The following is a 20,253-nucleotide window of genomic DNA, read 5'->3' on the forward strand; positions in this document are numbered from 1 at the left end:
CCCGGCAGGCGAGACTTCGGACGTCTTCCAATGAAGGAGAACACCGTGAGCACAACCACGACGGACGCGGCGCTTGCGCGGCGCATCGGCGACCTCGTCGGCGGCCCCGCCAACGTCGCCTCTGTCCACAACTGCACCACTCGGCTGCGCTTCGTCGTCCGCGACGACGGCAAGGTCGACTACGAAGGGCTGTCGCAGACGCCCGGCGTCATCCAGGCGGTGAAGGCGGGCGGACAGGTGCAGGTCGTCATCGGGACGCATGTGGATCGAGTACGTGACGACCTGGTCGGACTTCCGGGCTGGTCGGCAATGGGCGATGGCGCGGCCGAAGGCGCGGGAAAGCGTCGGCCCCTCGACGTCGTCTTCGACTTCCTCGGCGCGACATTCCAGCCGTTGATCCCCGCCATCACGGGCGCCGCACTCGTGCAGGTGCTCGTGCTGCTGCTGACGCAGTTCGGCTGGCTCGCCGCCGACAGCCCGACGGCCGGGGTGATGACGGCGGCCGGAAACGCCATCTTCTACTTCCTCCCGGTCTTCGCGGCGTTCACGGCATCGCGCAAACTCGGAGCGAATCCGTTCGTCGGCGCCGCGATCGCCGCCGCGCTGCTGCACCCCGCGTTCACGGCGCTCGGCGCGCAGGGCACGCAGGTCCAGGCGTTCGGCCTGCCGCTGTTCCTGTACTCGTATGCGAGCTCGATGTTCCCCGCATTGATGCTGGCGCTCGCTCTGGGCGGCCTCGACCGTCTGCTCAAGCGCTACCTGCCGCGGGCGCTGCAGCAGGTGTTCGTCCCGACGATCGAGATCCTCGTCCTCGTTCCCGCCACCGCGCTCGTCTTCGGGCCCATCGGCGTCCTGTTCGGCAATGTGATCGGCGATGGCCTCGCGTGGCTCAGCGGCAACGTGCCTTTCGCGTTCTACGTGATCGTTCCGGCGCTGTGGATCTTCCTCGTCTCGATGGGCATCCATTGGGCGCTGATCTCGATCGCCCTCGTCGAGCTCGCCGCCGGCAAGAGCGTGATCCTGGGAGCTGCGTTCGGGTACCAGTACGCGATGTTCGGAGTCGCGCTCGGGATGGTGATCCTCGCCGCCCGCCAGCGGAACAAGAAGCTGCGTGACACGGCGGTTGCCGCGACGATCTCGGTCGGCGTCGGCGGGATCACCGAGCCCACACTGTACGGGCTCGTGCTGCCGTACCGCCGGGTGCTCGCGATCGAGATGATCTCGGCCGCGGCATCCGGACTCGTCCTCGGCCTGTTCAGCACGTTCGCGATCGGCTTCAGCCCGGCGCCGATCCTCGCGCTTCCTCTCCTGTCGCCCACGCTCGGGGCCGTGCTCGCCCTCGTGGTCGGGCTCGCTCTTCCCATCATCCTGCTGCAGGTGTGGGGCTTCCAGAAGAAGGGCGCCGCGGAAGCCGTGGATGCTGCGGATGCCGGCGATGCCGCCGCATCGGCGACGCGCGGCACCGGGTCGGCAGGCGTCGGATTCCGCGGCCTCGTCGACACCGGAACGCGCACCGCGACGGTGATCGTCGTCGCGCCCATCGAGGGCGAGGTCATCCCTCTCGCGAAGGTGCCCGATCCGATCTTCGCGGGGTCGCTCATCGGTCCCGGTGTCGCGATCGCCCCGTCGGCGACGGCCGACCGCGTCGTGGCGCCCGTCAGCGGCGTCGTCGTCGCCGCACCCGTGAGCGGGCACGCCGTCGGTCTGCGGGCCGACGACGGCACCGAGCTGCTCATCCATGTCGGCATCGATACCGTGAAGCTGAACGGGGAGCACTTCACGCTCGTCGTCGGCCAGGGCGATCATGTCGAAGCCGGGCAGCCGCTGATCCGGTTCGACGCCGCGGCGATCGCCGCAGCCGGCTATTCGCTGGTCACACCGGTCGTCGTCACCAACATCGCCGGCGACCAGCGCGTCGTCGACGTCGCCGAAGGCGTCGTCAGCGAAGGCGCCGCCCTCTTCACCGTCAACCCCGCGGGGTAGCCCCCGTCCGCTCGCTGCGGCCGCCGGCACCGACCGGCGGCCGCAGAGGGAGTAGCCATGCGCACCATCACGAAGATCTTCAACAACAACATCATCAGCGCCGTCGACGCCGACGGCGAGGACGTCATCCTCGTCGGAGCCGGCGTCGGCTACCTCACCGCAAAGGGCGCGGCCGTCGACGAGGAGCGTGTCGAGCGTGAGTTCCACCTCACCGGCGTCGCCCGCAGCGGAGCTTTTCGCGTGCTGCTCGAGGTGCCGTACCCCGTGCTGCGCGCAACCTCACGCGTGTCGGAGATGCTCGCCAGAACGTATGGAGTGCATCTGCCGGCGACCGTGGAGGTGGGTCTCGCCGACCATCTCGCGTCGTCGATCCGACGCATGGACGAAGGCATCCCGCTCTACAACTCGATGCTGTGGGAGACGAAGATGACCTACCCCTCCGAGTTCGCGATCGCTCTGCACGCGCTCGAGGTCGTCCACGAGGAGCTCGGTCGAAAGCTGCCGCTCGACGAAGCCGGGTTCATCACCCTCCATCTCGTCAACGCCGGGCTCGTCGGAGATCCCGGCCGTGCGATGACTCTGGGCGCCACCATCCGCGCGATCATCGACATCGTCAGGGAGGACGTCGGCATCGACGTCGACGGATCGACGACGGCGAGCGCGCGCTTCCTCACGCACATCAAGTTCGTCGTGCAGCGTCTCACCCGCGGTCGCGCGCACCACGGCGCCGCCGACGACTACTACCAGCGGCTCATCGCCGAGAACCCTGACATGTACGCCTGCGTCCAGCACATCGGCCGCTACCTGGACGACACCTTCGATGCGGGCATCACCGACGAAGAGCGCATCTATCTGCTGCTTCACCTCATCACTCTGCGCGACGAGCAGCAGCGCGCGGCCGACGACTGACCTCACCCCGAAAGGACCGACATGCCCCGACTCATCGTGCAGGCCGACGACATCGCCATCACGCACGGCACCACCCTCGGCATCCTCGACGCCATCACCGACGGAATCGTGCGTGCGACCGGCATCTTCACGAACCGTCCGGATGCCGCGTTCGCGGCCGAACGCCTGCGAGAGCTCGAGGGGGTGGATGTCGGGATCGACCTGAACTTCGTCACGGGCCGGCCCCTCCTTCCCACCGGTCGCGTTCCCGATCTCGTCAACGCGGATGGCGCGTTCCGCAGCTCCGGGCAGATCCGCATGGCGTTCCACGCGGCGCACACCGCCGATCTCGTCACGGCGTTCGAGCGCGAACCGTTCGACGCGGAGCAGACGCTCGCCGAAGCACACGCACAGGTCGATCGGTTCGTCGAGCTCATGGGTCGACCCCCCGCCTACGTGCACCCCCACTCCCTCGTCTCCGCCGCCAGCGACGAGGTCGTGCGACAGGTCGGAGCGGAGCTGGGCGTCCCGTACGTCGACGACCTCTACCGCGACGGCACGATCCCGCTCCTTCCGAACGATTGGTACGCGACGCCGTTCCCGTGGGAGGCGCAGGCCGCAGCGGATGCGGTTGGCGCTCTGAAGCGAATGCTGCCCGCGATCACCTCCAACGACCTGAGCCTGCTCATCGTGCATCCCGGCTACGTCGATGCAGAGATCTTGGAGGTCAGCACCTATTCGATCATCCGCGCGCGCGACCTCGAACTGGTCACCGCACCGGAGTCGCGTCTGCTGCTGCGGGATGCCGGCGTCGAGATCGTGAGCTTCTCCGGCGCCGGGCTGCTCTGAGTCCGCGACACCGCGAGCGACGCGGCCTACTCGCCCGGCTTGACCGGCGCGTGCCCTTCGGCGAACGAGAGGTTCCGCCCGAACGCCTTGCCGATGAGGAGCACGACGCCGACGATGACGAGTCCCCAGGCGAGCCCGACCACAGCGGACACGAGCGTGTTGCCGAGCCAGACGACGACGGCGCCGGCCGGCTCGAGCGCGTGTTCGACGGCGTGCAGCAGATCGATCGGGGCGTGCCAGCCGACCTCGCCGAGATTCTGCAGCACGAGGTGGCCACCGACCCACAGCATGGCGACGGTGCCGACGATCGAGATCACGCGGAACACCGTCGGCATGGAACGGACGACTCCCTCGCCGAACCGTCGGAGGCCCGGGGCATCCCCGGTCGCCATCTTCAGGCCGATGTCGTCGAGCTTCACGAGCAGGGCGACGGCGCCGTAGACGAGGGCTGTCATGGCGAGAGCGATGATCGCGAGGACGGCCAGGCGCATCCAGAAGCCGAGGCTCGGGTCGATCGCGGCGAGGCCGATCAGCATGATCTCGGCCGAGAGGATCAGGTCGGTGCGGACGGCGCCCGCGACGAGACGCTTCTCGTCGCGCGCTCCCTCCTCGCCGTCATGACCGCCGTGGTGGAAGCCGAACCACTCGAGCACCTTCTCTGCGCCCTCGAAGCACAGGTAGCTGCCGCCCACGATCAGCAGCCACGGCAGCACCCACGGCGCGAAAGCGGTGAGCAGCAGCGCGATCGGGATGATCACGAGGAACTTGTTCGCGAGCGATCCGAGCGCGATGCGCCCGACGACCGGCAGCTCGCGCGCGGGCGACAGGCCCTGCACGTACTGGGGCGTGACGGCGGCATCGTCGATGACGACGCCGGCCGACTTCGCGGAGGCTTTGAGCGCGGCGCTCAGGATGTCGTCGACAACAGCGAGCAGACCCACGGACATGCGATTCACAGTACCGGCTCGAGCGACGGGGCCGGGATGCGGCTTTGACGGGGCTTGCCGACGTCGAATCGATTCGATAGAGTGGATGCCGTGGCGCTCCGTTCGGAGCGCCCTTCGCTGTTTCCGCGGCAGTTCGCCCTCCCCCCGAACCCCCAGAAAGCCTCATGTCCCGTACCCTCACCACCGGCAGCCCGTGGCGCGTCATCCTCGCTTTCTCGGTGCCGCTGCTGATTGGCAACGTCGTCCAGCAGCTGTACCAGTTCGTCGATGCGATCGTCGTCGGGCGCCTCCTCGGCGTCGACGCGCTCGCGGCCGTGGGTGCGACGGGCGCGCTGCTGTTCCTGCTCCTCGGGTTCACGTGGGGCTTGACGAGCGGCTTCGCGATCCCGACCGCGCAGGCGTTCGGCGCGCGCGACTTCGCCGCTGTGCGACGGTCAGTCGCGACGGGCGCGCTGCTGTCGGGGGCGATCACGATCGTGCTGACCGTGTTCGCGCCGATGTTCGCGGGGCCGATCCTGGTTCTCCTGCAGACTCCTGCTGAGCTCCTGCCCGGCGCGACGGTGTTCGCGCAGATCAGCTTCCTCGGCACGGGCGCGATCGTCGCGTTCAACTTCCTCGCGTCGATCATCCGCGCGATCGGCGACTCGCGCACGCCGCTGATCTTCCTGACGATCTCGTGCCTGCTCAATGCCGGGCTCGTGATCCTCATGGTCGGCCCCCTCGCGTGGGGCATCGCCGGCGCCGCGCTCGCGACCGTCGTCGCGCAGGCGGTATCGGTGGTGCTGTGCCTCGACTACGTGCGGCGGCGTGTCCCGGTGCTGCACGTGCGCCGCTTCGACTGGCGCGTGACGCGCGCCGACATCGCCGAGCACCTGCGGCTCGGTCTGCCGATGGGATTCCAGGCATCCATCATCGGCATCGGCACCCTCGCGGTGCAGATCGCCCTCAACACGCTCGGCGCCGACGCGGTCGCGGCGTACACGACGGCCTCGCGCGTCGACGGGCTCGCGGTGGCGCTCCTGCAGTCGCTGGGGCTCGCGGCATCGATGTATGCGGCGCAGAACCTCGGCGGACGCCGACCCGACCGGATCCGCCGCGGCGTCGTGCAGGCGGGGTGGATGGCGCTCGGGACGGGACTCGTGCTCGGCGCGCTGCTGATCGCGTTCGGCGGGTCGATGGTGCGCCTGTTCGTCGGCGACGAGTCCGAGCGTGTCGCCGAGCTCGCGACCCTGATGCTGCACGTGAACGGCTTCTGGTACTGGGCGCTCGCAATCCTGTTCATCCTGCGCGGATCGCTCCAGGGGCTCGGGTCGACCATCATCCCGACCGTGACGGGCGTCATCGAGCTCGTCATGCGCGTCGCCGCCGCGCTGCTGCTCGGGCACCTGCTCGGCTTCGAAGGCGTCGTCTGGTCGAACCCGCTCGCCTGGATCGGCGCGTGCGTCGTGCTCGTCCCCGCCTACGTCCGCGCGCATCGCGCCCTCGCGGCCATGCCCGTCGACCCGCTCGAGGTCACCGAGACGACCGCGATCCCCGTCATCGGCCCGACCGATGGGTCGATGGTGGTGGATGCCGTCGTCACGGCATCCATGCCCGTCATCCCCCCGCAGGACGCGGGCCGCGGGCGAGCGGGCCGCCGCGGCGGGCTCGCCCGGACGCGCCGCCGGGACCGCAAGGTCGGCAGCCGGGAGTAGCCTCTCGTTCATGCGGAAGGGGTTTTCATGAAAGCCGTCCTGAACGACACCGTCATCGCCGAGGCTCCGCGCGAGGATCTCATCTCGATCGAGGGCAACTGGTACTTCCCACCTTCGAGCGTGCATGCAGAGCACCTGAGCGCGAGCCCGACGCCGTACACCTGTCCGTGGAAGGGCGAGTGCCAGTACTTCACCGTCACGGTGGGCGACGAGACGCTGCCCGACCGTGCCTGGAGCTATCCGCACCCGTACGCGTCTGGAATAGAGCGCGTCGGCAAGGACTTCTCCGACTATGTCGCGTTCTGGAAGGAGATCCGTGTCATCGAGTGAGCAGGTGCCTGCGCCCCTGGTCGAACTGACCCGACTGCCCGATCCGCAGTTCATCATGGTCGGCGAGGGCCTCCGCATCGCGACCTACTCCTGGGGTGAGCTGGATGACCCGGTGGTCGTGGTCGTGCACGGGTTCGCCTCGAGCACGAAGGACAACTGGGTCGCGACCGGCTGGGTGCGCGATCTGCTGCGGGCGGGCTACCGCGTCATCGGGCTCGACCAGCGCGGGCACGGCGCGAGCGACAAGCCGCACGATCCGAACGACTACGACCTGCGCCAGCTCGCCGGCGACGTCGAGACCGTGCTCGACACCTACCTCGTCGACGACGCCGTCTACGTCGGATACTCGCTCGGCGCTCGCGTCGGGTGGGAGGTCGTCCAGGACATCGCGCCGCGCATCCCGCGGGCCGTCCTCGGAGGTGTGCCCGACGGCATCCCGCTCGCCCGCCTGGACATCGACCAAGTGCGCGCCTACGTCGAAGACGGCACGCCGGTCACCGACCGCGTGACGCAGAACTACATCGCCCTCACCGAGCGCGTGCCCGGCAACGACCTGCGGGCGCTCCTCGCGATCGCCCGCGGCATGCGCGAGTCGAAGACCGTCGACCCCGACCCGGCGCACGCGCCCCAGCAGCCCGTCCTCTTCGCGACCGGGTCGGAGGACGCCATCATCGCGGGGTCCCGCGCGCTCGCGGCCGCCACGCCGCAGGGGAGGTTCCTCGAGATCCCCGGCCGCCACCACTTCAACGCCCCGGGCTCGCGCGTCTTCCGCGAGCGGGCGATCGCGTTCCTCCAGGAGGGTTCCCGATGACGCGCGCCGACACGATCCGCCTCGCCACCATCGGCACGAGCAGCATCACGGAGCGGTTCGCCGCCGCCGTCATCGATGCGGATGCCGCGGGTGACGGCATCCGCATCGATGTCGCCTTCTCCCGCGATGCGGAGCGCGGGCGTGCCTTCGCCGACCGGATCGGCGCGCCGCACGCCGCGACCGACTTCGACGCGCTGCTGCATTCCGGCGACGTCGACGCCGTCTACGTCGGCTCGCCGAACGGGGCGCACGCCGATCAGGCGAGGCGGGCGATCGCGGCCGGTGTGCACGTGTTCCTCGAGAAGCCCGCGACGCCGACCGCGGAGGAGTTCGCCGAGCTCGTCCAGCTGTCGCGCGAGCACGGCGTCGTCGTCTTCGAGGGCATGCGCAACGTCTACGATCCGGGCCTTCAGCGCGTCGCGGAGTTGCTGCCGCAGGTCGGGCCCGTGCGGCTCGTCTCGTTCGGCCAATCGCAGTACTCGGCCCGCTACGACCTGGTGCTGCGCGGCGAGACCCCGAACATCTTCGACCCGAAGCTCTCCGGCGGCGCCGTGTTCGACCTCGGCGTCTACCCGCTGAGCGCGCTCGTCCATCTGCTCGGCGCCCCGGCATCCGTCGCCGGCCACCTCGTCGAGATCGCGACGGGTGCCGATGGGGCCGGCGCCGCGGTGCTCGGCTACCCCGACGCCGTCGCGCAGGTCGCGTTCTCGAAGATCGGCGTCTCGCACCGGCCCAATGAGATCCAGGGCGAGTGGGGCACGATCGAGTTCGACGAGGTGACGGCTCCGCGCGAGATCGCGCTGTCGCTGCGTGCCCGGGGTGGCGCGGCCGCCGTCCGCACCGCCGAGCACGTCGAGGCATCCGCCAACAACATGGTCTACGAGGTGCGGCGCTTCGCCGCGCTCGTGCGCGGCGAAGACCCGGCCGCCGACCAGGCGCGCACGCTCGCCGTCCTGCGTATCGTCGAGACGCTGCGGCGGAACGGCGCGCCTTCGACGACGCACACCGAGACGACGCACGACGAGACGACGCACGACGAGAGGGGAGCCTGACATGGCCGACACGAAGAGCGGGTTCAGTGCCGACGAGCGCGCGGCGATGAAGCAGCGCGCGGCGGAGATCCGCGCCGACAAAGGCCTCAAGGGCGCCGCGAAGACCGCGAAGGAGTACGAGGACTGCATCGCCGCGATCGACGCGCTCACCGGCGTCGACAGAGAGGTCGCGGTCGCTCTGCATCAGATCGTCACCGACGTCGCACCCGAGCTCGCGCCGAAGACCTGGTACGGCTTCCCGACGTACGCGAAGGACGGCAAGGTCGTCGTCTTCTATCAGCCGGCCGCGAAGTTCAAGACCCGATACGGGACGGTCGGGTTCCAGGATGCCGCGCAGCTCGACGACGGCGCGATGTGGGCCGTCGTCTACGCGGTGGTCGAGGTGACGGATGCCGTGAAGGCGAAGCTGCGCGAGCTCGTCGCCACCGCGGCGGGCGCCCCGGAGGATCGCGCCTAGACTGGACGGGTCCTTTCCTCCCCGTCCGGATGAGCTCCACGTGACCGACGCCTCGACGCGCACCTTCGCCGTGCGACACCTGCAACTCGTGCGCGCCCTGTTCGCGGCGATCGCGGCGATCATGATCACCTTCTCGGCCGACCACTCGGCCGCCGTGGGCCTCTCCGTGTTCAGCGGGTTCGCCATCGCGACGGCGATCGCGATGTTCCTCGCCGTGTGGCTCGTGTACCCCTCGGGATCGCGCGCCGTGCCGGTGCTCCTCGGCGTCGTCACGGTCGTCGCGGGGATGGTCACGGGCATCCCGCCGCTGCGCTCCACGACGCTCTTCTTCGTCGCGGTCATCGCGTGGGCGGTCATCGCGGGCGTCATCGAGCTCGTCGGGGGGTTGCGCGCGCGCCGCGCCGGCGACGTGTACGCCCGCGACGGCATCCTCATCGGAGCCTTCACGCTCGCGCTGGCCGCGGGCCTGCTGGTCGTCAACCCGGCGTTCCGCTTGGACTATACGGTCGGTCCGCAGGACCTGACCCTCACCGGCACGGCGATCGGCGTCGGCGTGTTCGGGGGGTACGCGGCGATCATCGCAGTGTTCCTCGGCATTGCGGGCTTCTCCCCGCGCGCCGTCACCGTCGCGCCGACGGCAGGAGAGCGCGCATGAGCGAGAACCGACCCACCCGCCGCGACCTCATGAAGCCGGTCCAGCTGCTCGGTTTCGCATTCGGAGCGGCCGCGTTCGGCGGCGTCATCGCGCTCGTCTCGATGGGCTTCTTCCAGGACCTCAGCGACGACCAGCGCATGCACGTCGTGATCGTCTCGCTCGTCGTCGCCGGCATCGCCTTCATCGCGACCCTCGTCATCATCGCGCTGCTCATGCTCGCGGTCGATCCCGCGCAGGTGACCAAGCCGGTCGATCACGGAGTCCTGCTGCCGGAGCCGGGTGACGACGACGCGTCGGACGCCGAGGCATCCGACGGCCCTCGCGCCTGACGGCGCGGCCGGCTAGAGCTCGTCGACCAGGCGGTCGGCGAGGCCCGTGTAGGTCGCGGGCGTCAGCGCGACCAGGCGCGCCTTGGCATCCGCCCCGATGTCGAGCCCCTCGACGAACGCGACGAGCTCCGCACCCCCGACGCGGCGGCCGCGCGTGAGCTCCTTGAGGAGCGCGTAGGGGTCGGTGATCTCGGAGCGACCGGCGACGATCTCGGCGCGCACGACGGTCTGGATCGCCTCGGCGAGCACCTCCCAGTTCGCGTCGAGGTCCGCCAGCAGCACGCCCCGCGCGAGCAGGATCTCCGTCAGGCCGCGCTGCAGGTTGTCGAGCGCGAGCAGCGAGTGCCCGAACGCGACCCCGATGTTGCGCTGCGTCGTCGAGTCGGTGAGGTCACGCTGCATGCGGCTCGTGACGAGCGTGGATGCCAGGGTCTGGAACAGGCCGCCCGCGATCTCGAGATTCGCCTCCGCGTTCTCGAACCGGATCGGGTTGATCTTGTGCGGCATCGTCGACGACCCGGTCGCGCCCGCGACGGGGATCTGGGCGAAGAAGCCCATCGAGATGTACGTCCAGACATCGGTCGCGAGGTTGTGCAGGATGCCGCCCGCGTGGCGCGCGCGGTCGTACAGCTCGACCTGCCAGTCGTGCGACTCGATCTGCGTCGTCAGCACGTTGAAGTGGATGCCGAGACCCTCGATGAAGGTCCGCGAGAGCTCCGGCCAATCGACGTCGGGGGCGGCCGCGAGGTGCGCCGACCACGTGCCGGTCGCGCCGGAGAATTTCGCGAGGTAGTCGCCGCCCTCGATCTGCGCCGCGACCCGCTCGAGGCGCCACGCGAACACGGCGAGCTCCTTGCCCATCGTCGACGGGGTCGCGGGCTGGCCGTGGGTGCGGGAGAGCATCGCGGCATCCCGGTGCTCCCGGGCGAGGTCCGAGAGCGCGGCGATCACGGAGCGGAGCTTCGGCAGCCACACGTTCTCGACGGCGCGCTTGACGGTGAGGGCGTACGACGCGGAGTTGATGTCCTCGCTCGTGCAGGCGAAGTGCGTGAGCTCGGCGATCGCGTCGAGCCCGAGGGATGACAGACGGTCGCGCACGAGGTACTCCACGGCCTTCACGTCGTGGCGTGTGACGGCCTCCTTCTCGGCGAGCCAGTCGATCTCGGCCTGGCCGAAGTCGCGGTAGAGCCCGCGCAGGCCGTCCTTCTGGGCATCCGTCAGCGGCGTCGCGCCGAACAGACCTCGATCCGCGAGCGTGATGATCCACTCGACCTCGACTTCGACCCGCGCGCGATTGAGGCCGGCTTCGGAGAGGTAGTCGGCGAGGCCGGCGACGGCGCCGCGGTAGCGCCCGTCGAGGGGGCTCAGGGGCTGGGGAGGCAGGGAGGTGGTCACGAGGCTCCGTTCGATGAAACGGGCGCTCAGGTTTCGAGTCGAGGGGACGAAGGGCGGATGGCGGGTTCGAGCTGCCGGAAGAGCGCCCGGCTCGCACTCTCGATCATAGCGAGCACCTCGTCGAACATCGCCGGGCCGGCGTAGTAGGGATCGGGCACATCCCACCCGTCGCCGACAGACGGGGCGAAGGACAGAAGGAGCGCGAGCTTGTCGACGTCGTCGTTCGTGCGCGCCCAGCTCGTGAGGATGCGCTCGTGGGAGCGGTCGAGCGCGACGACCAGGTCGTTGCGGTCGAAGTCGGCGAGCGTGAACTGACGGGCCCGGTGGTGCTCGCCGTCGTACCCGCGACGATGCAGGGCCTCGATCGTGCGCACGTCGGCGCGCTCGCCCACGTGCCAGTCCCCGGTTCCGGAACTGGACGACACGACGTGATCCCCGAGCCCCGCACGTTCGGCGACGTCACGGAACACGATCTCCGCCATCGGCGAGCGGCAGATGTTGCCGGTGCACACGAAGACGACGCGGAAGGGCGCGAGCACGTGCGGCATCCCTTCATTCTGGCGAGCCGCGCGCCCTCGCGGAAGTGTCCATCGCCTCCTCCCCAGAAGCGGGATCCGCGAATCCGTCCACAGATCCGCGCTCGGCGCTCCCGCGGGCCCGGCGATGCCGCCAGTGTCGGGGCATGGTCTCGCTCATCGACTCCCCCCTCCTCGAGGCGCTCGACGCGGCGCGCCGGCACGTGCACCGCGCGCAGCAGAGCGCCGTCCGCGTGCGGACGCGCGTCGGCGCGCTCGCGGATGCCACCGACTGGCGCTCGCGCGCTACCGAGCGCTACCGCACCGGGCTCGCCGATCTGGACGGAGGGTGCGCGCGCCTCGCCGACCTGCTGCGGGGCGCCGAGGCCGCCCTCGACGATGCCGCGCGGCGCGAAGGCATCCGCATCGCCCAGGTGTACGGGAGCGTGCCGTGAGCGCTCCGGGGGATCTCGATATCGGCAGCGGCGGCATCGTCGCCGTCGACACCGAGAGCCTCCGTGCGGCCGCCGCTGCGCTGCGCGCTCTCGGCGCGGAGTGCGACGACATCGAGGCGCAGCTGGGCGCCGCCCGCCGGGGGCTCGGCGCGCACGCGGTGGAACTCGCCGGTGCGAGCGCGGCGGCGCAGGACGCCGCGGCGCAGGTCGCCCGGATCGCGGGAGACCTCGACCGCATGGCCGACGTGTACGAGTTCGTCGAGGTGTCGGCCCAGATCGAGCTGGCCGGCGCGGCCGGCGATCAGGACCTCGCGAATGCGCTGCGCGGCCGCATCCTCGCCCTCGTGGCGGCGGACCCGGGGCTCCTCGCCGCTCTTGCCGTCGAGACTGCGCGCTGGCGCACCGCGGAGCCGGGCGCTCTGTGGCGGCAGAACGACCTTCCCTTCCTGCCGCTCGCACCGGGCGGGGATGTCACGCTGCTCGGCCTCGCGGGGGTCCTGCTGTCGGGCGCGGCGACGACTCTGGGTCTCGGCACGGTCCCGCGCGGCACGCGGCTCGGCGGGCCGGAAGCCCCGGTGACGGTTACCCGGCTGGGCACGTCGGGCGGGGTTGTGGCACCCCCGGCATCCCTCGCCGACACGGTGGACCGCATCCCGCGCGGTGAGGGCCGCGTACGGGTCGAGCGCTACACGATGCCCGATGGCTCCCGGCGGTTCGCCGCCTACGTCGCCGGCACGGTCACCACGACCGACCGGCGGGAGCCGATGGACTGGTGGTCGAACCTCGCCCTGTACGGGCGTGGGCACGCGGCATCCGAGGCCGCCGTCGCCGCCGCGCTCGCCGATGCAGGCGCCCGGCCCGGCGACAGCGTCGAGCTCTTCGGGCATTCGCAGGGCGGTATGGCCGCCTCCTCCCTCGCCCTGTCCGAGGAGTACGACGTGCCGCTCCTCGTCACATACGGCGATCCCGTTCAGGCCGAGGTCGGCGAGAGCACGCTGAGCGTCGCCGTGCGTCACCTCGACGACCCGGTCTCGGCGCTCGCCGGCGGTGGCACCGCGGCGGGTGTCGGCGCGGCGGGCAGCTTCGTCGCGACGCGCGAGACGCCCGGCACGCTGGCCACGGGGCAGAGCCCGATCGACCCGCATCTGCTGGGCGCCTATCGCGAGACGGCGACCATGCTGGATGCCTCGACCGATCCGCGCATGGGCGGCGTGCGCGAGCGGCTCGCCGAGCTCGCTCAGGCCGGCTCGGTCGAGGTGTTCACCTACAGCGCGACGCGCGACATCGACCTCGCGCCGGCGCGCTATGCGACCGGCGAATCGTCGCCGGCCGCGCCGGGTCCGTCCTACGGTGCGGCGGGAGTCAGCGGGAGCGCCGCCGATCGCTCGACTGCGGACGGAGGATGATGCCGAACACCCAGTTGATGAGCGAGATGACGATCGCGGCGAGGATGCCGTGCCAGAGGTCCTCGACGTGCAGTCCCCAGCCCCACCACTGCGTGAACCACGCCGTGATCACGAGGAGCAGTCCGTTGATGAGGAAGGAGATGAGACCGAGCGTCAGGATGTAGAGGGGGAAGGCGACGACCTTGATGACCGTGCCGATGATGCTGTTGACGATCGCGAACACCGCGGCGACGGCGAGGAGCGACAGCACGAGCTGCAGCGTCTCGCCCGGCGGGAACGGCGTGACGACCGTCATGAGGGCGGGGATCAGCGTCACGACCCAGATCGCGAACGCATTGACGATGACTCGGATGAGGAAGCGCATGGTGCGGTCAGTCTCGCACGGCGTGCGCGCGGAGGGAATCGGCGATCAGCGCGGGACTCGATGCGCGGCGATCTGACGCTCCGCTTCGTCAAGGTCGATGATGCTCTCCGCGACCCCGACGACGAGGCCGAAGGCGTCGTCCGTCGTGAAGTCGTGCGCGGACCCGTTGATCCACAGCATCGACACCATGAACGTCCACCCGCTGCGCTTGTTGCCGTCGAAGAAGGGGGGGTTCCTCACGACGCTTTCCAGGAGCGCCGCGGCCTTCCGATCGAGCGAGACATAGGCATCCGCCCCGAAGACCGTCGTCGCCGGCCGCGCCAGGGCGGATGCGAGCAGGCCGTGGTCGCGCACGTGAAAGCCGAACTCCTTCGTGATGAGGAGCGCGTCATCCAGAGTCAAGAACTCGGTCACGCGTCTTCGAGGCGCTGCAGCAGTTCCGCGTCATGCGTGCGGACGAAGTCGACGGCGCCGAGGATCTCTGCTCGCCTGCCGTCGCGGGCCACCATCGCCTCGGCGGCCTGCAGCAGGAGCGCATGCTTGGAGATGTGGCGGCTCGCAGCCAGCTCTTCGAGGCGAGCATCGAGATCTTCGGGCAGTCGCAGCGTCATGGCCATACCGAAATGGTATCTCGGTACCATTTCGGTGGCAACGCGGTTGCCCGCTGTTTCGTAGACTGCTCGCGTGAGCGATCTTCCCGAGCTGCCCGTGCGTATCCGCCCCGAGATCGCGGCGCTGCCCGCCTATAAGCAGGGCAAGCAGGCCGGCACCGACGCGTTCAAGCTCTCCAGCAACGAGAACCCGTTCGACCCCCTCCCGGGCGTCGTGCAGGCGGTGCAGGCCGCGCACGGATTCAACCGTTACCCGGATGCCACCGCCGCGCGCCTGCGCGCGCGCCTCGCCGAGCGATTCGGCGTCGCCGACGACCACGTCCACGTCGCGGCGGGCTCCGTGTCGATCCTCTTCCAGCTCGCACAGGCGACGAGTGGACCCGGCGACGAGATCCTGTTCTCGTGGCGCTCCTTCGAGGCCTACCCGAGCCTGGCCGTCGTCGCCGGCTCGACCGCGGTGACGGTGCCGAACGATGCGGCCGGCGGGCACGACCTCGACGCGATGGCGGATGCCGTCACCGACCGCACCCGCATGATCATCGTCTGCACGCCGAACAACCCGACCGGCCCGGTCGTCACGCAGGCGGCCTTCGACGCGTTCCTCACGCGCGTTCCCCGCGACGTGCTCGTCGTCCTCGACGAGGCGTATGCCGAGTTCGTCACCGACGCGGATGCGGTCGACGGCGCGCGTGTGGTGGCGGCGCGGCATCCCCACGTCGTCGTGCTGCGCACGTTCTCGAAGGCGTACGGCCTTGCGGGCCTGCGCGTCGGGTACGCGGTCGGTGACCCGCGGGTCCTCGCGGCGGCGCGCTCCACGGGCATCCCGCTGTCGGTGACGGCCGCGGCGGAAGAGGCCGCGCTCGCGAGTCTGGATGCCGCGGACGAGCTGCACGCGCGCGTCGCCGAGCTCGCCGAGCGCCGCGACGCGCTCGCCGCGCGGCTGCGCGAGGCGGGCTGGGACGTCCCGGTCGCACAGGGCAACTTCGTGTGGCTCCCCGCCGGCGACCGCGCGCTCGAGGTCGCGGCCGCGTTCGATGCGGCGGGCCTCATCGTGCGTCCCTTCGCCGGCGACGGCGTGCGCATCTCGATCGGCGAAGCCGAGTCGCTCGACCCGATCGTCGCGGTCGCCGCATCGGTGGCCCCCTGACCCCGACGCCGACCAGCTGTCTGTGGCGAGCGCACGGCGGATCGCGGCATCCGTTGTGGGGTGCATGCAGAGCTGCGCATACGCGCGGGTCTAGCGTGGACACATGACCCTGCCCGACGACCCGGCGCTCGTGCGCGTCCTGGCATCCGACGGAACCTTCGCGCCCACGCCCGAGGCCGAGCGGTACCTCCCGCTCATCGACGCGCTGACCGAGGCCGAGCTCGAGACGTTCTACCGCGACATGGTCGTGGTGCGTGCCTTCGACCGGCAGGCGACGAACCTGCAGCGTCAGGGGCAGCTCGCCCTCTGGCCGCCGTCCTTCGGGCAGGAGGCGGCGCAGGTCGGCTCCGTGCGCGCGACGCGGACGCAGGACCATGTCTTCCCGAGTTATCGCGAGCACGTCGTGGCGACGATCCGCGGCGTCGACCCGATCGACATCATCCGGGTGATGCGAGGGCTCACGCACGGCGGCTGGGACCCGACCGACCCGAAGAACGGCAACACCCGCATCTACACCCTCGTCCTGGGCTCGCAGACGCTGCACGCCACGGGCTTCGGCATGGGTCTCGCCTTCGACGGGCGCTCTGGCACCGGCGACCCGGAACGCGACGAGGCCGTCATCGTCTACTACGGCGACGGGGCGTCGAGCCAGGGCGACGTGCACGAGGCGATGGTCTTCGCGAACACCTACCGGACCCCCGAGGTCTTCTTCCTGCAGAACAACCAGTGGGCGATCTCGGTGCCGGTCTCCACGCAGGCTCGCGCGCCGCTGTATCAGCGCGGTGCCGGCTACGGCATGCCCTCGATCCTCGTCGACGGCAACGACGTCCTCGCGAGCTATGCCGTCTCCCGCCTCGCGCTCGACGAGGCGCGTTCGGGCTCAGGCCCGCAGGCGATCGAGGCGACGACCTACCGCATGGGCGCGCACACGACGAGCGACGACCCGACGAAGTACCGCACCTCGGACGAGGAGGAGTCCTGGGGGCGCCGCGACCCGATCGTGCGCATGCGCGCGTATCTCGAGGGCAGGGGCGCCGCGGCATCCTTCTTCGACGACGTGGATGCCGAGGCGCAGGCCTACGCGGACGATGTGCGCACCCGCACCAACGCCCTCGGCGGGCTCGACGTCGACACGATGTTCGCGCACGTCTACAGCGACGCGCATCCGCTCATCGAGGAGCAGCAGCGGTGGCTCGCCGCCTACGAGGCCTCGTTCGAAGGAGGTGCGTGATGGTGGAGTCGATGCCGCTCGCGAAAGCGCTCAACGCGGGTCTGCGCGCCGCGATGACCTCCGATGACCACGTCCTGCTGATGGGTGAGGACATCGGCAAGCTCGGCGGTGTCTTCCGCGTCACCGAGGGTCTGCAGGCGGAGTTCGGCGACCGCCGCGTGCTCGACACGCCGCTGGCCGAATCGGGGATCGTCGGCACGGCGATCGGGCTTGCGATGGCGGGCTTCCGCCCCGTGATCGAGATCCAGTTCGACGGGTTCGTGTTCCCCGCGTTCGACCAGATCACGACGCAGCTCGCGAAGCTCACGAACCGGCACGAGGGCGCACTGTCGATGCCGATCGTGATCCGCATCCCCTACGGCGGACACATCGGCGCGGTCGAGCACCACCAGGAGAGCCCCGAGGCGTACTTCGCGCACACTCCGGGCCTGCGCGTAGTGTCGCCGTCGACGCCGAACGACGCGTACTGGATGATCCAGGATGCCATCCGCTCGCCCGACCCCGTGATCTTCCTCGAGCCCAAGGCCAAGTACTGGATGAAGGGCGAGGTCGACACGGCTGAGCGCGCGCTGCCGCTGCACGCCTCCCGGGTCGTCCGCCGCGGCACCGACGTCACCCTCGTCGGCCATGGCGCGATGGTGACGACGCTGCTGCAGGCGGCGGCGCTCGCCGAGTCGGAGGGCACGTCGTGCGAGGTCGTCGACGTGCGATCGCTGTCGCCGATCGACTACGCGCCCATCCTCGACTCGGTGCGGCGCACGGGCCGCATGGTCTACGCGCAGGAGGCGCCCGGCAACGTGTCGGTCGGGTCGGAGATCGCCGCGACCGTCATGGAACGGGCCTTCTTCGCCCTCGAGGCACCGGTGCTGCGCGTGTCGGGCTTCGATGTGCCGTTCCCGCCCGCGAAGCTCGAGGGAACGTATCTGCCCGACGCCGACCGCATCCTCGAGGCCGTGGACCGCGCCCTCGCCTACTGACTGGAGTCGCCATGAGCACGCAGACCTTCCACCTGCCGGATGTCGGCGAAGGGCTCACCGAGGCCGAGATCGTGCAGTGGCGCGTCGCGCCCGGCGACACGGTCGCGGTCAACGACGTGCTCGTCGAGATCGAGACGGCGAAGTCGCTCGTCGAACTGCCGTCGCCGTTCGCCGGCACGGTCGGCGAGCTGCTCGCGGCCGAGGGCGACACGGTGACGGTCGGCGCGCCCGTCATCACCATCGCGGGTGACGAGGGTGGGCAGGATGCCGCGGCGGGCCTCTCCGCGCACGGCGAACCCGCCGCCGAGCCCGAGCCCGACGCTGCGGGGGCCGTTCTCGTCGGCTACGGGACGGGCGCGGGCGCGACCTCGCGCCGCAAGCGTCCGGAACGCGTCGAGGTGCGCACTGAGGCCGTGCGCGCGTCGGTCGGCGTCGTCGCGAAGCCGCCCGTGCGCAAACTCGCGCGCGACCTCGGCGTCACGCTCTCCGACGTCACGTCGTCGGGCCCCGCGGGCGAGGTGACCCGCGAGGACGTCGTGCGCCACGCCGAGCAGGCGAGCGTCTTCCGCAACATCGCGACGCCGGAGGCTCCGACCGAGCGCGAGCACACGATCGCGGTCTCCCCGGTCGCGCCCGCGGCACCGGCGCCTGTGCGCGCGCCCGCTCTCTTCGAGGGCCGCGAAGAGGCGATCCCGGTGAAGGGCGTGCGCAAGGCCACGGCATCCGGAATGGTGCGCTCCGCGTACACGGCGCCGCACGTCTCGGTGTGGACCGACGTGGATGCCACGCGGACGATGGAGCTCGTCAAGCGCCTGAAGGCATCGCCCGACTTCGCCGACATCAGGGTGTCGCCGCTGCTCATCATGGCGCGCGCCGTCATCTGGGCGGTCCGTCGTACGCCCCTGATCGGCGCCGCGTGGGTCGACAACGAAGACGGCTCGGCCGAGATCCGCGTGCGGAACTACGTGAACCTCGGCATCGCGGCGGCGACGCCGCGCGGCCTGCTCGTGCCGAACATCAAGGACGCACAGGATCTCTCGCTGCGCGACCTCGCCCGCGCGCTCGAGAAGCTCACGCTGACGGCGCGCGAGGGTCGGACGACGCCCGCCGATCAGCAGGGTGGGACCGTCACGATCACGAACATCGGCGTCTTCGGCATGGATGCCGGCACCCCGATCATCAACCCCGGCGAGTCCGGCATCGTCGCGATGGGCACGATTCGGCAGAAGCCGTGGGTCGTGGACGGCGAGGTGCGCCCGCGGTTCGTCACGACGGTGTCCGGTTCGTTCGACCACCGCGTCATCGACGGCGACGGCATGAGCCGGTTCATCGCCGACGTGGCATCCATCCTCGAGGAACCTGCGCTGCTCCTCGACTGATCAGCGCTCGACACCTTGTCTGATCAGCGCTCGACCCTTGTCCCACTTGCGGCACGGGTTGTCCCCATTCGTGCGCACCATGTCCCACTTGTGGTTGTTTTCGGCGCGCGGGAACAGCCATTTGTGGGACATGGTCGCGGCGAGGCGGCCACTTGTGGGACATGGTGGCGGTGAGGAAGCCATTTGTGGGACATGGTCGGGGTGAGACGTGATGGGATGCCGCGGCAGCGGCCAGCGCGCGGCGCCGAGGCATCCAGCCCGCTCCAAGACCGCGTCGGTAGACTCCCCGTCATGGTCCAGCGCAACACCTGGCAACGCGATCGCGTGCGCGAGGCGCTCGGCGACGCCGCGGGTTTCGTCAGCGCGCAGGATCTCCACGCCGCCCTCCGCGACGACAACACGGGCATCGGCCTCGCGACCGTCTATCGTGCCCTCGCGACGCTCGCCGCGAGCGGGGAGGCGGATCAGCTCCAGAGCCCCGACGGCGAGGCCATCTACCGCGCCTGTTCCACGACGGGCCACCATCATCACCTGATCTGCCGGTCGTGCGGCAAGGCCGTGGAGATCGAAGCGCACGAGGTCGAGTCGTGGGCGCAGCGCACCGCGGCGGCCCACGGCTTCACCGAAGCCGAGCACGTCGTCGACATCTTCGGACTGTGCGCGGCGTGCAGCGCGGCGGCTGCGGCGCCCGCGGCATCCGCCCTCGATCCCGATGCGCGTGCCTGAGCAGACCGCATCGCGGCCGACGTACACGCCGCGCACGCAGCGGCTCGATCGT

At 70.4% G+C, this 20,253-nt stretch carries 23 protein-coding genes; 17 read left to right on the top strand and 6 right to left on the bottom strand.

Annotated features, from left to right (window positions below):
• The first annotated feature begins 45 nt into the window (after window positions 1–45).
• Genes J0I43_RS08675 through J0I43_RS08685 form a run of 3 tightly spaced genes read left to right on the top strand, consistent with a single transcriptional unit; the run spans window position 46 to window position 3,720 of the window.
• A complete protein-coding gene (locus J0I43_RS08675) occupies window positions 46–1,983 on the top strand; it encodes a glucose PTS transporter subunit IIA (RefSeq protein ID WP_292862102.1) in 1,938 nt (645 codons plus the stop codon).
• Window positions 1,984–2,040: 57 nt separating this feature from the next.
• Window positions 2,041–2,892, top strand: coding sequence for a PRD domain-containing protein (locus J0I43_RS08680; protein WP_292862104.1), 852 nt, complete (start codon window positions 2,041–2,043; stop codon window positions 2,890–2,892).
• A gap of 21 nt (window positions 2,893–2,913) precedes the next feature.
• Window positions 2,914–3,720 carry a ChbG/HpnK family deacetylase gene (locus tag J0I43_RS08685; protein WP_292862106.1) on the top strand — a complete coding sequence of 269 codons (807 nt, stop codon included), beginning with the start codon at window positions 2,914–2,916 and terminating at the stop codon, window positions 3,718–3,720.
• A gap of 26 nt (window positions 3,721–3,746) precedes the next feature.
• On the opposite strand, the gene J0I43_RS08690 is transcribed toward J0I43_RS08685, so the two are convergent.
• Window positions 3,747–4,667, bottom strand: coding sequence for a DUF808 domain-containing protein (locus J0I43_RS08690; protein WP_292862109.1), 921 nt, complete (start codon window positions 4,665–4,667; stop codon window positions 3,747–3,749).
• 164 nt (window positions 4,668–4,831) lie between these two features.
• Here J0I43_RS08690 and J0I43_RS08695 point away from each other — a divergent pair, with 164 nt between their 5' ends.
• The 7 genes from J0I43_RS08695 to J0I43_RS08725 are packed head-to-tail and all read left to right on the top strand — an operon-like array spanning window position 4,832 to window position 9,995.
• Window positions 4,832–6,361 (top strand): MATE family efflux transporter, encoded by a 1,530-nt coding sequence (locus tag J0I43_RS08695; protein ID WP_292862112.1) that lies wholly within the window; start codon window positions 4,832–4,834, stop codon window positions 6,359–6,361.
• Window positions 6,362–6,388: 27 nt separating this feature from the next.
• Window positions 6,389–6,691 (top strand): DUF427 domain-containing protein, encoded by a 303-nt coding sequence (locus J0I43_RS08700; RefSeq protein ID WP_292862115.1) that lies wholly within the window; start codon window positions 6,389–6,391, stop codon window positions 6,689–6,691.
• 4 nt (window positions 6,692–6,695) lie between these two features.
• Complete coding sequence (locus tag J0I43_RS08705) at window positions 6,696–7,502, top strand: alpha/beta fold hydrolase (protein WP_292862118.1); 807 nt, start codon at window positions 6,696–6,698, stop codon at window positions 7,500–7,502.
• Window positions 7,499–8,554 (top strand): Gfo/Idh/MocA family oxidoreductase, encoded by a 1,056-nt coding sequence (locus tag J0I43_RS08710; protein WP_292862121.1) that lies wholly within the window; start codon window positions 7,499–7,501, stop codon window positions 8,552–8,554. The genes J0I43_RS08705 and J0I43_RS08710 overlap by 4 nt, the downstream gene beginning before the upstream one ends.
• Window position 8,555: 1 nt before the next feature.
• Window positions 8,556–9,011 (top strand): hypothetical protein, encoded by a 456-nt coding sequence (locus J0I43_RS08715; RefSeq protein WP_292862124.1) that lies wholly within the window; start codon window positions 8,556–8,558, stop codon window positions 9,009–9,011.
• A 40-nt stretch (window positions 9,012–9,051) separates the two neighbouring features.
• Window positions 9,052–9,666 carry an acyl-CoA synthetase gene (locus J0I43_RS08720; protein WP_292862127.1) on the top strand — a complete coding sequence of 205 codons (615 nt, stop codon included), beginning with the start codon at window positions 9,052–9,054 and terminating at the stop codon, window positions 9,664–9,666.
• Window positions 9,663–9,995: an amino acid transporter gene (locus tag J0I43_RS08725; RefSeq protein ID WP_292862130.1), complete on the top strand. Its 333-nt coding sequence runs from the start codon at window positions 9,663–9,665 to the stop codon at window positions 9,993–9,995. Before J0I43_RS08720 ends, J0I43_RS08725 begins: the two co-directional genes overlap by 4 nt.
• Before the next feature lie 12 nt (window positions 9,996–10,007).
• On the opposite strand, the gene purB is transcribed toward J0I43_RS08725, so the two are convergent.
• The gene (gene purB, locus J0I43_RS08730; RefSeq protein ID WP_292862133.1) at window positions 10,008–11,390 is read right to left on the bottom strand and encodes an adenylosuccinate lyase; all 1,383 of its coding nucleotides are present in this window, start codon (window positions 11,388–11,390) and stop codon (window positions 10,008–10,010) included.
• A 26-nt stretch (window positions 11,391–11,416) separates the two neighbouring features.
• Entirely contained in the window at window positions 11,417–11,938 is a 522-nt protein-coding gene (locus tag J0I43_RS08735; RefSeq protein WP_292862136.1) for a low molecular weight protein-tyrosine-phosphatase, read from the bottom strand.
• Between the two features lie 134 nt (window positions 11,939–12,072).
• Between J0I43_RS08735 and J0I43_RS08740 the strand changes: the two genes are divergently transcribed.
• A complete protein-coding gene (locus J0I43_RS08740) occupies window positions 12,073–12,360 on the top strand; it encodes a hypothetical protein (RefSeq protein ID WP_292862139.1) in 288 nt (95 codons plus the stop codon).
• On the top strand, window positions 12,357–13,766 hold the full coding sequence (locus J0I43_RS08745) for a hypothetical protein (RefSeq protein WP_292862142.1): 1,410 nt from the start codon (window positions 12,357–12,359) through the stop codon (window positions 13,764–13,766). Before J0I43_RS08740 ends, J0I43_RS08745 begins: the two co-directional genes overlap by 4 nt.
• Here J0I43_RS08745 and J0I43_RS08750 read toward each other — a convergent pair.
• Genes J0I43_RS08750 through J0I43_RS08760 form a run of 3 tightly spaced genes read right to left on the bottom strand, consistent with a single transcriptional unit; the run spans window position 13,723 to window position 14,747 of the window.
• Window positions 13,723–14,130, bottom strand: coding sequence for a phage holin family protein (locus tag J0I43_RS08750; RefSeq protein ID WP_292862145.1), 408 nt, complete (start codon window positions 14,128–14,130; stop codon window positions 13,723–13,725). The genes J0I43_RS08745 and J0I43_RS08750 overlap by 44 nt on opposite strands.
• Before the next feature lie 45 nt (window positions 14,131–14,175).
• On the bottom strand, window positions 14,176–14,544 hold the full coding sequence (locus J0I43_RS08755; RefSeq protein ID WP_292862148.1) for a Fic family protein: 369 nt from the start codon (window positions 14,542–14,544) through the stop codon (window positions 14,176–14,178).
• A complete protein-coding gene (locus tag J0I43_RS08760) occupies window positions 14,541–14,747 on the bottom strand; it encodes a ribbon-helix-helix protein, CopG family (protein ID WP_292862151.1) in 207 nt (68 codons plus the stop codon). Before J0I43_RS08760 ends, J0I43_RS08755 begins: the two co-directional genes overlap by 4 nt.
• A 67-nt stretch (window positions 14,748–14,814) precedes the next feature.
• Between J0I43_RS08760 and J0I43_RS08765 the strand changes: the two genes are divergently transcribed.
• The 5 genes from J0I43_RS08765 (at window position 14,815) to J0I43_RS08785 (ending at window position 20,201) form a co-directional block, all read left to right on the top strand.
• Window positions 14,815–15,888, top strand: coding sequence for a histidinol-phosphate transaminase (locus J0I43_RS08765; RefSeq protein ID WP_292862154.1), 1,074 nt, complete (start codon window positions 14,815–14,817; stop codon window positions 15,886–15,888).
• 103 nt (window positions 15,889–15,991) lie between these two features.
• Complete coding sequence (locus tag J0I43_RS08770) at window positions 15,992–17,119, top strand: thiamine pyrophosphate-dependent enzyme (RefSeq protein ID WP_292862157.1); 1,128 nt, start codon at window positions 15,992–15,994, stop codon at window positions 17,117–17,119.
• A complete protein-coding gene (locus tag J0I43_RS08775; RefSeq protein WP_292862160.1) occupies window positions 17,119–18,096 on the top strand; it encodes an alpha-ketoacid dehydrogenase subunit beta in 978 nt (325 codons plus the stop codon). The genes J0I43_RS08770 and J0I43_RS08775 overlap by 1 nt, the downstream gene beginning before the upstream one ends.
• An 11-nt stretch (window positions 18,097–18,107) precedes the next feature.
• A complete protein-coding gene (locus tag J0I43_RS08780; protein ID WP_292862162.1) occupies window positions 18,108–19,475 on the top strand; it encodes a dihydrolipoamide acetyltransferase family protein in 1,368 nt (455 codons plus the stop codon).
• A gap of 291 nt (window positions 19,476–19,766) precedes the next feature.
• Window positions 19,767–20,201, top strand: coding sequence for a Fur family transcriptional regulator (locus J0I43_RS08785; RefSeq protein ID WP_292862165.1), 435 nt, complete (start codon window positions 19,767–19,769; stop codon window positions 20,199–20,201).
• The last annotated feature ends 52 nt before the right edge of the window (window positions 20,202–20,253 follow it).

It is taken from the genome of Microbacterium sp. (genome assembly GCF_017305435.1).
Taxonomy (GTDB): Bacteria; Actinomycetota; Actinomycetes; order Actinomycetales; family Microbacteriaceae; genus Microbacterium.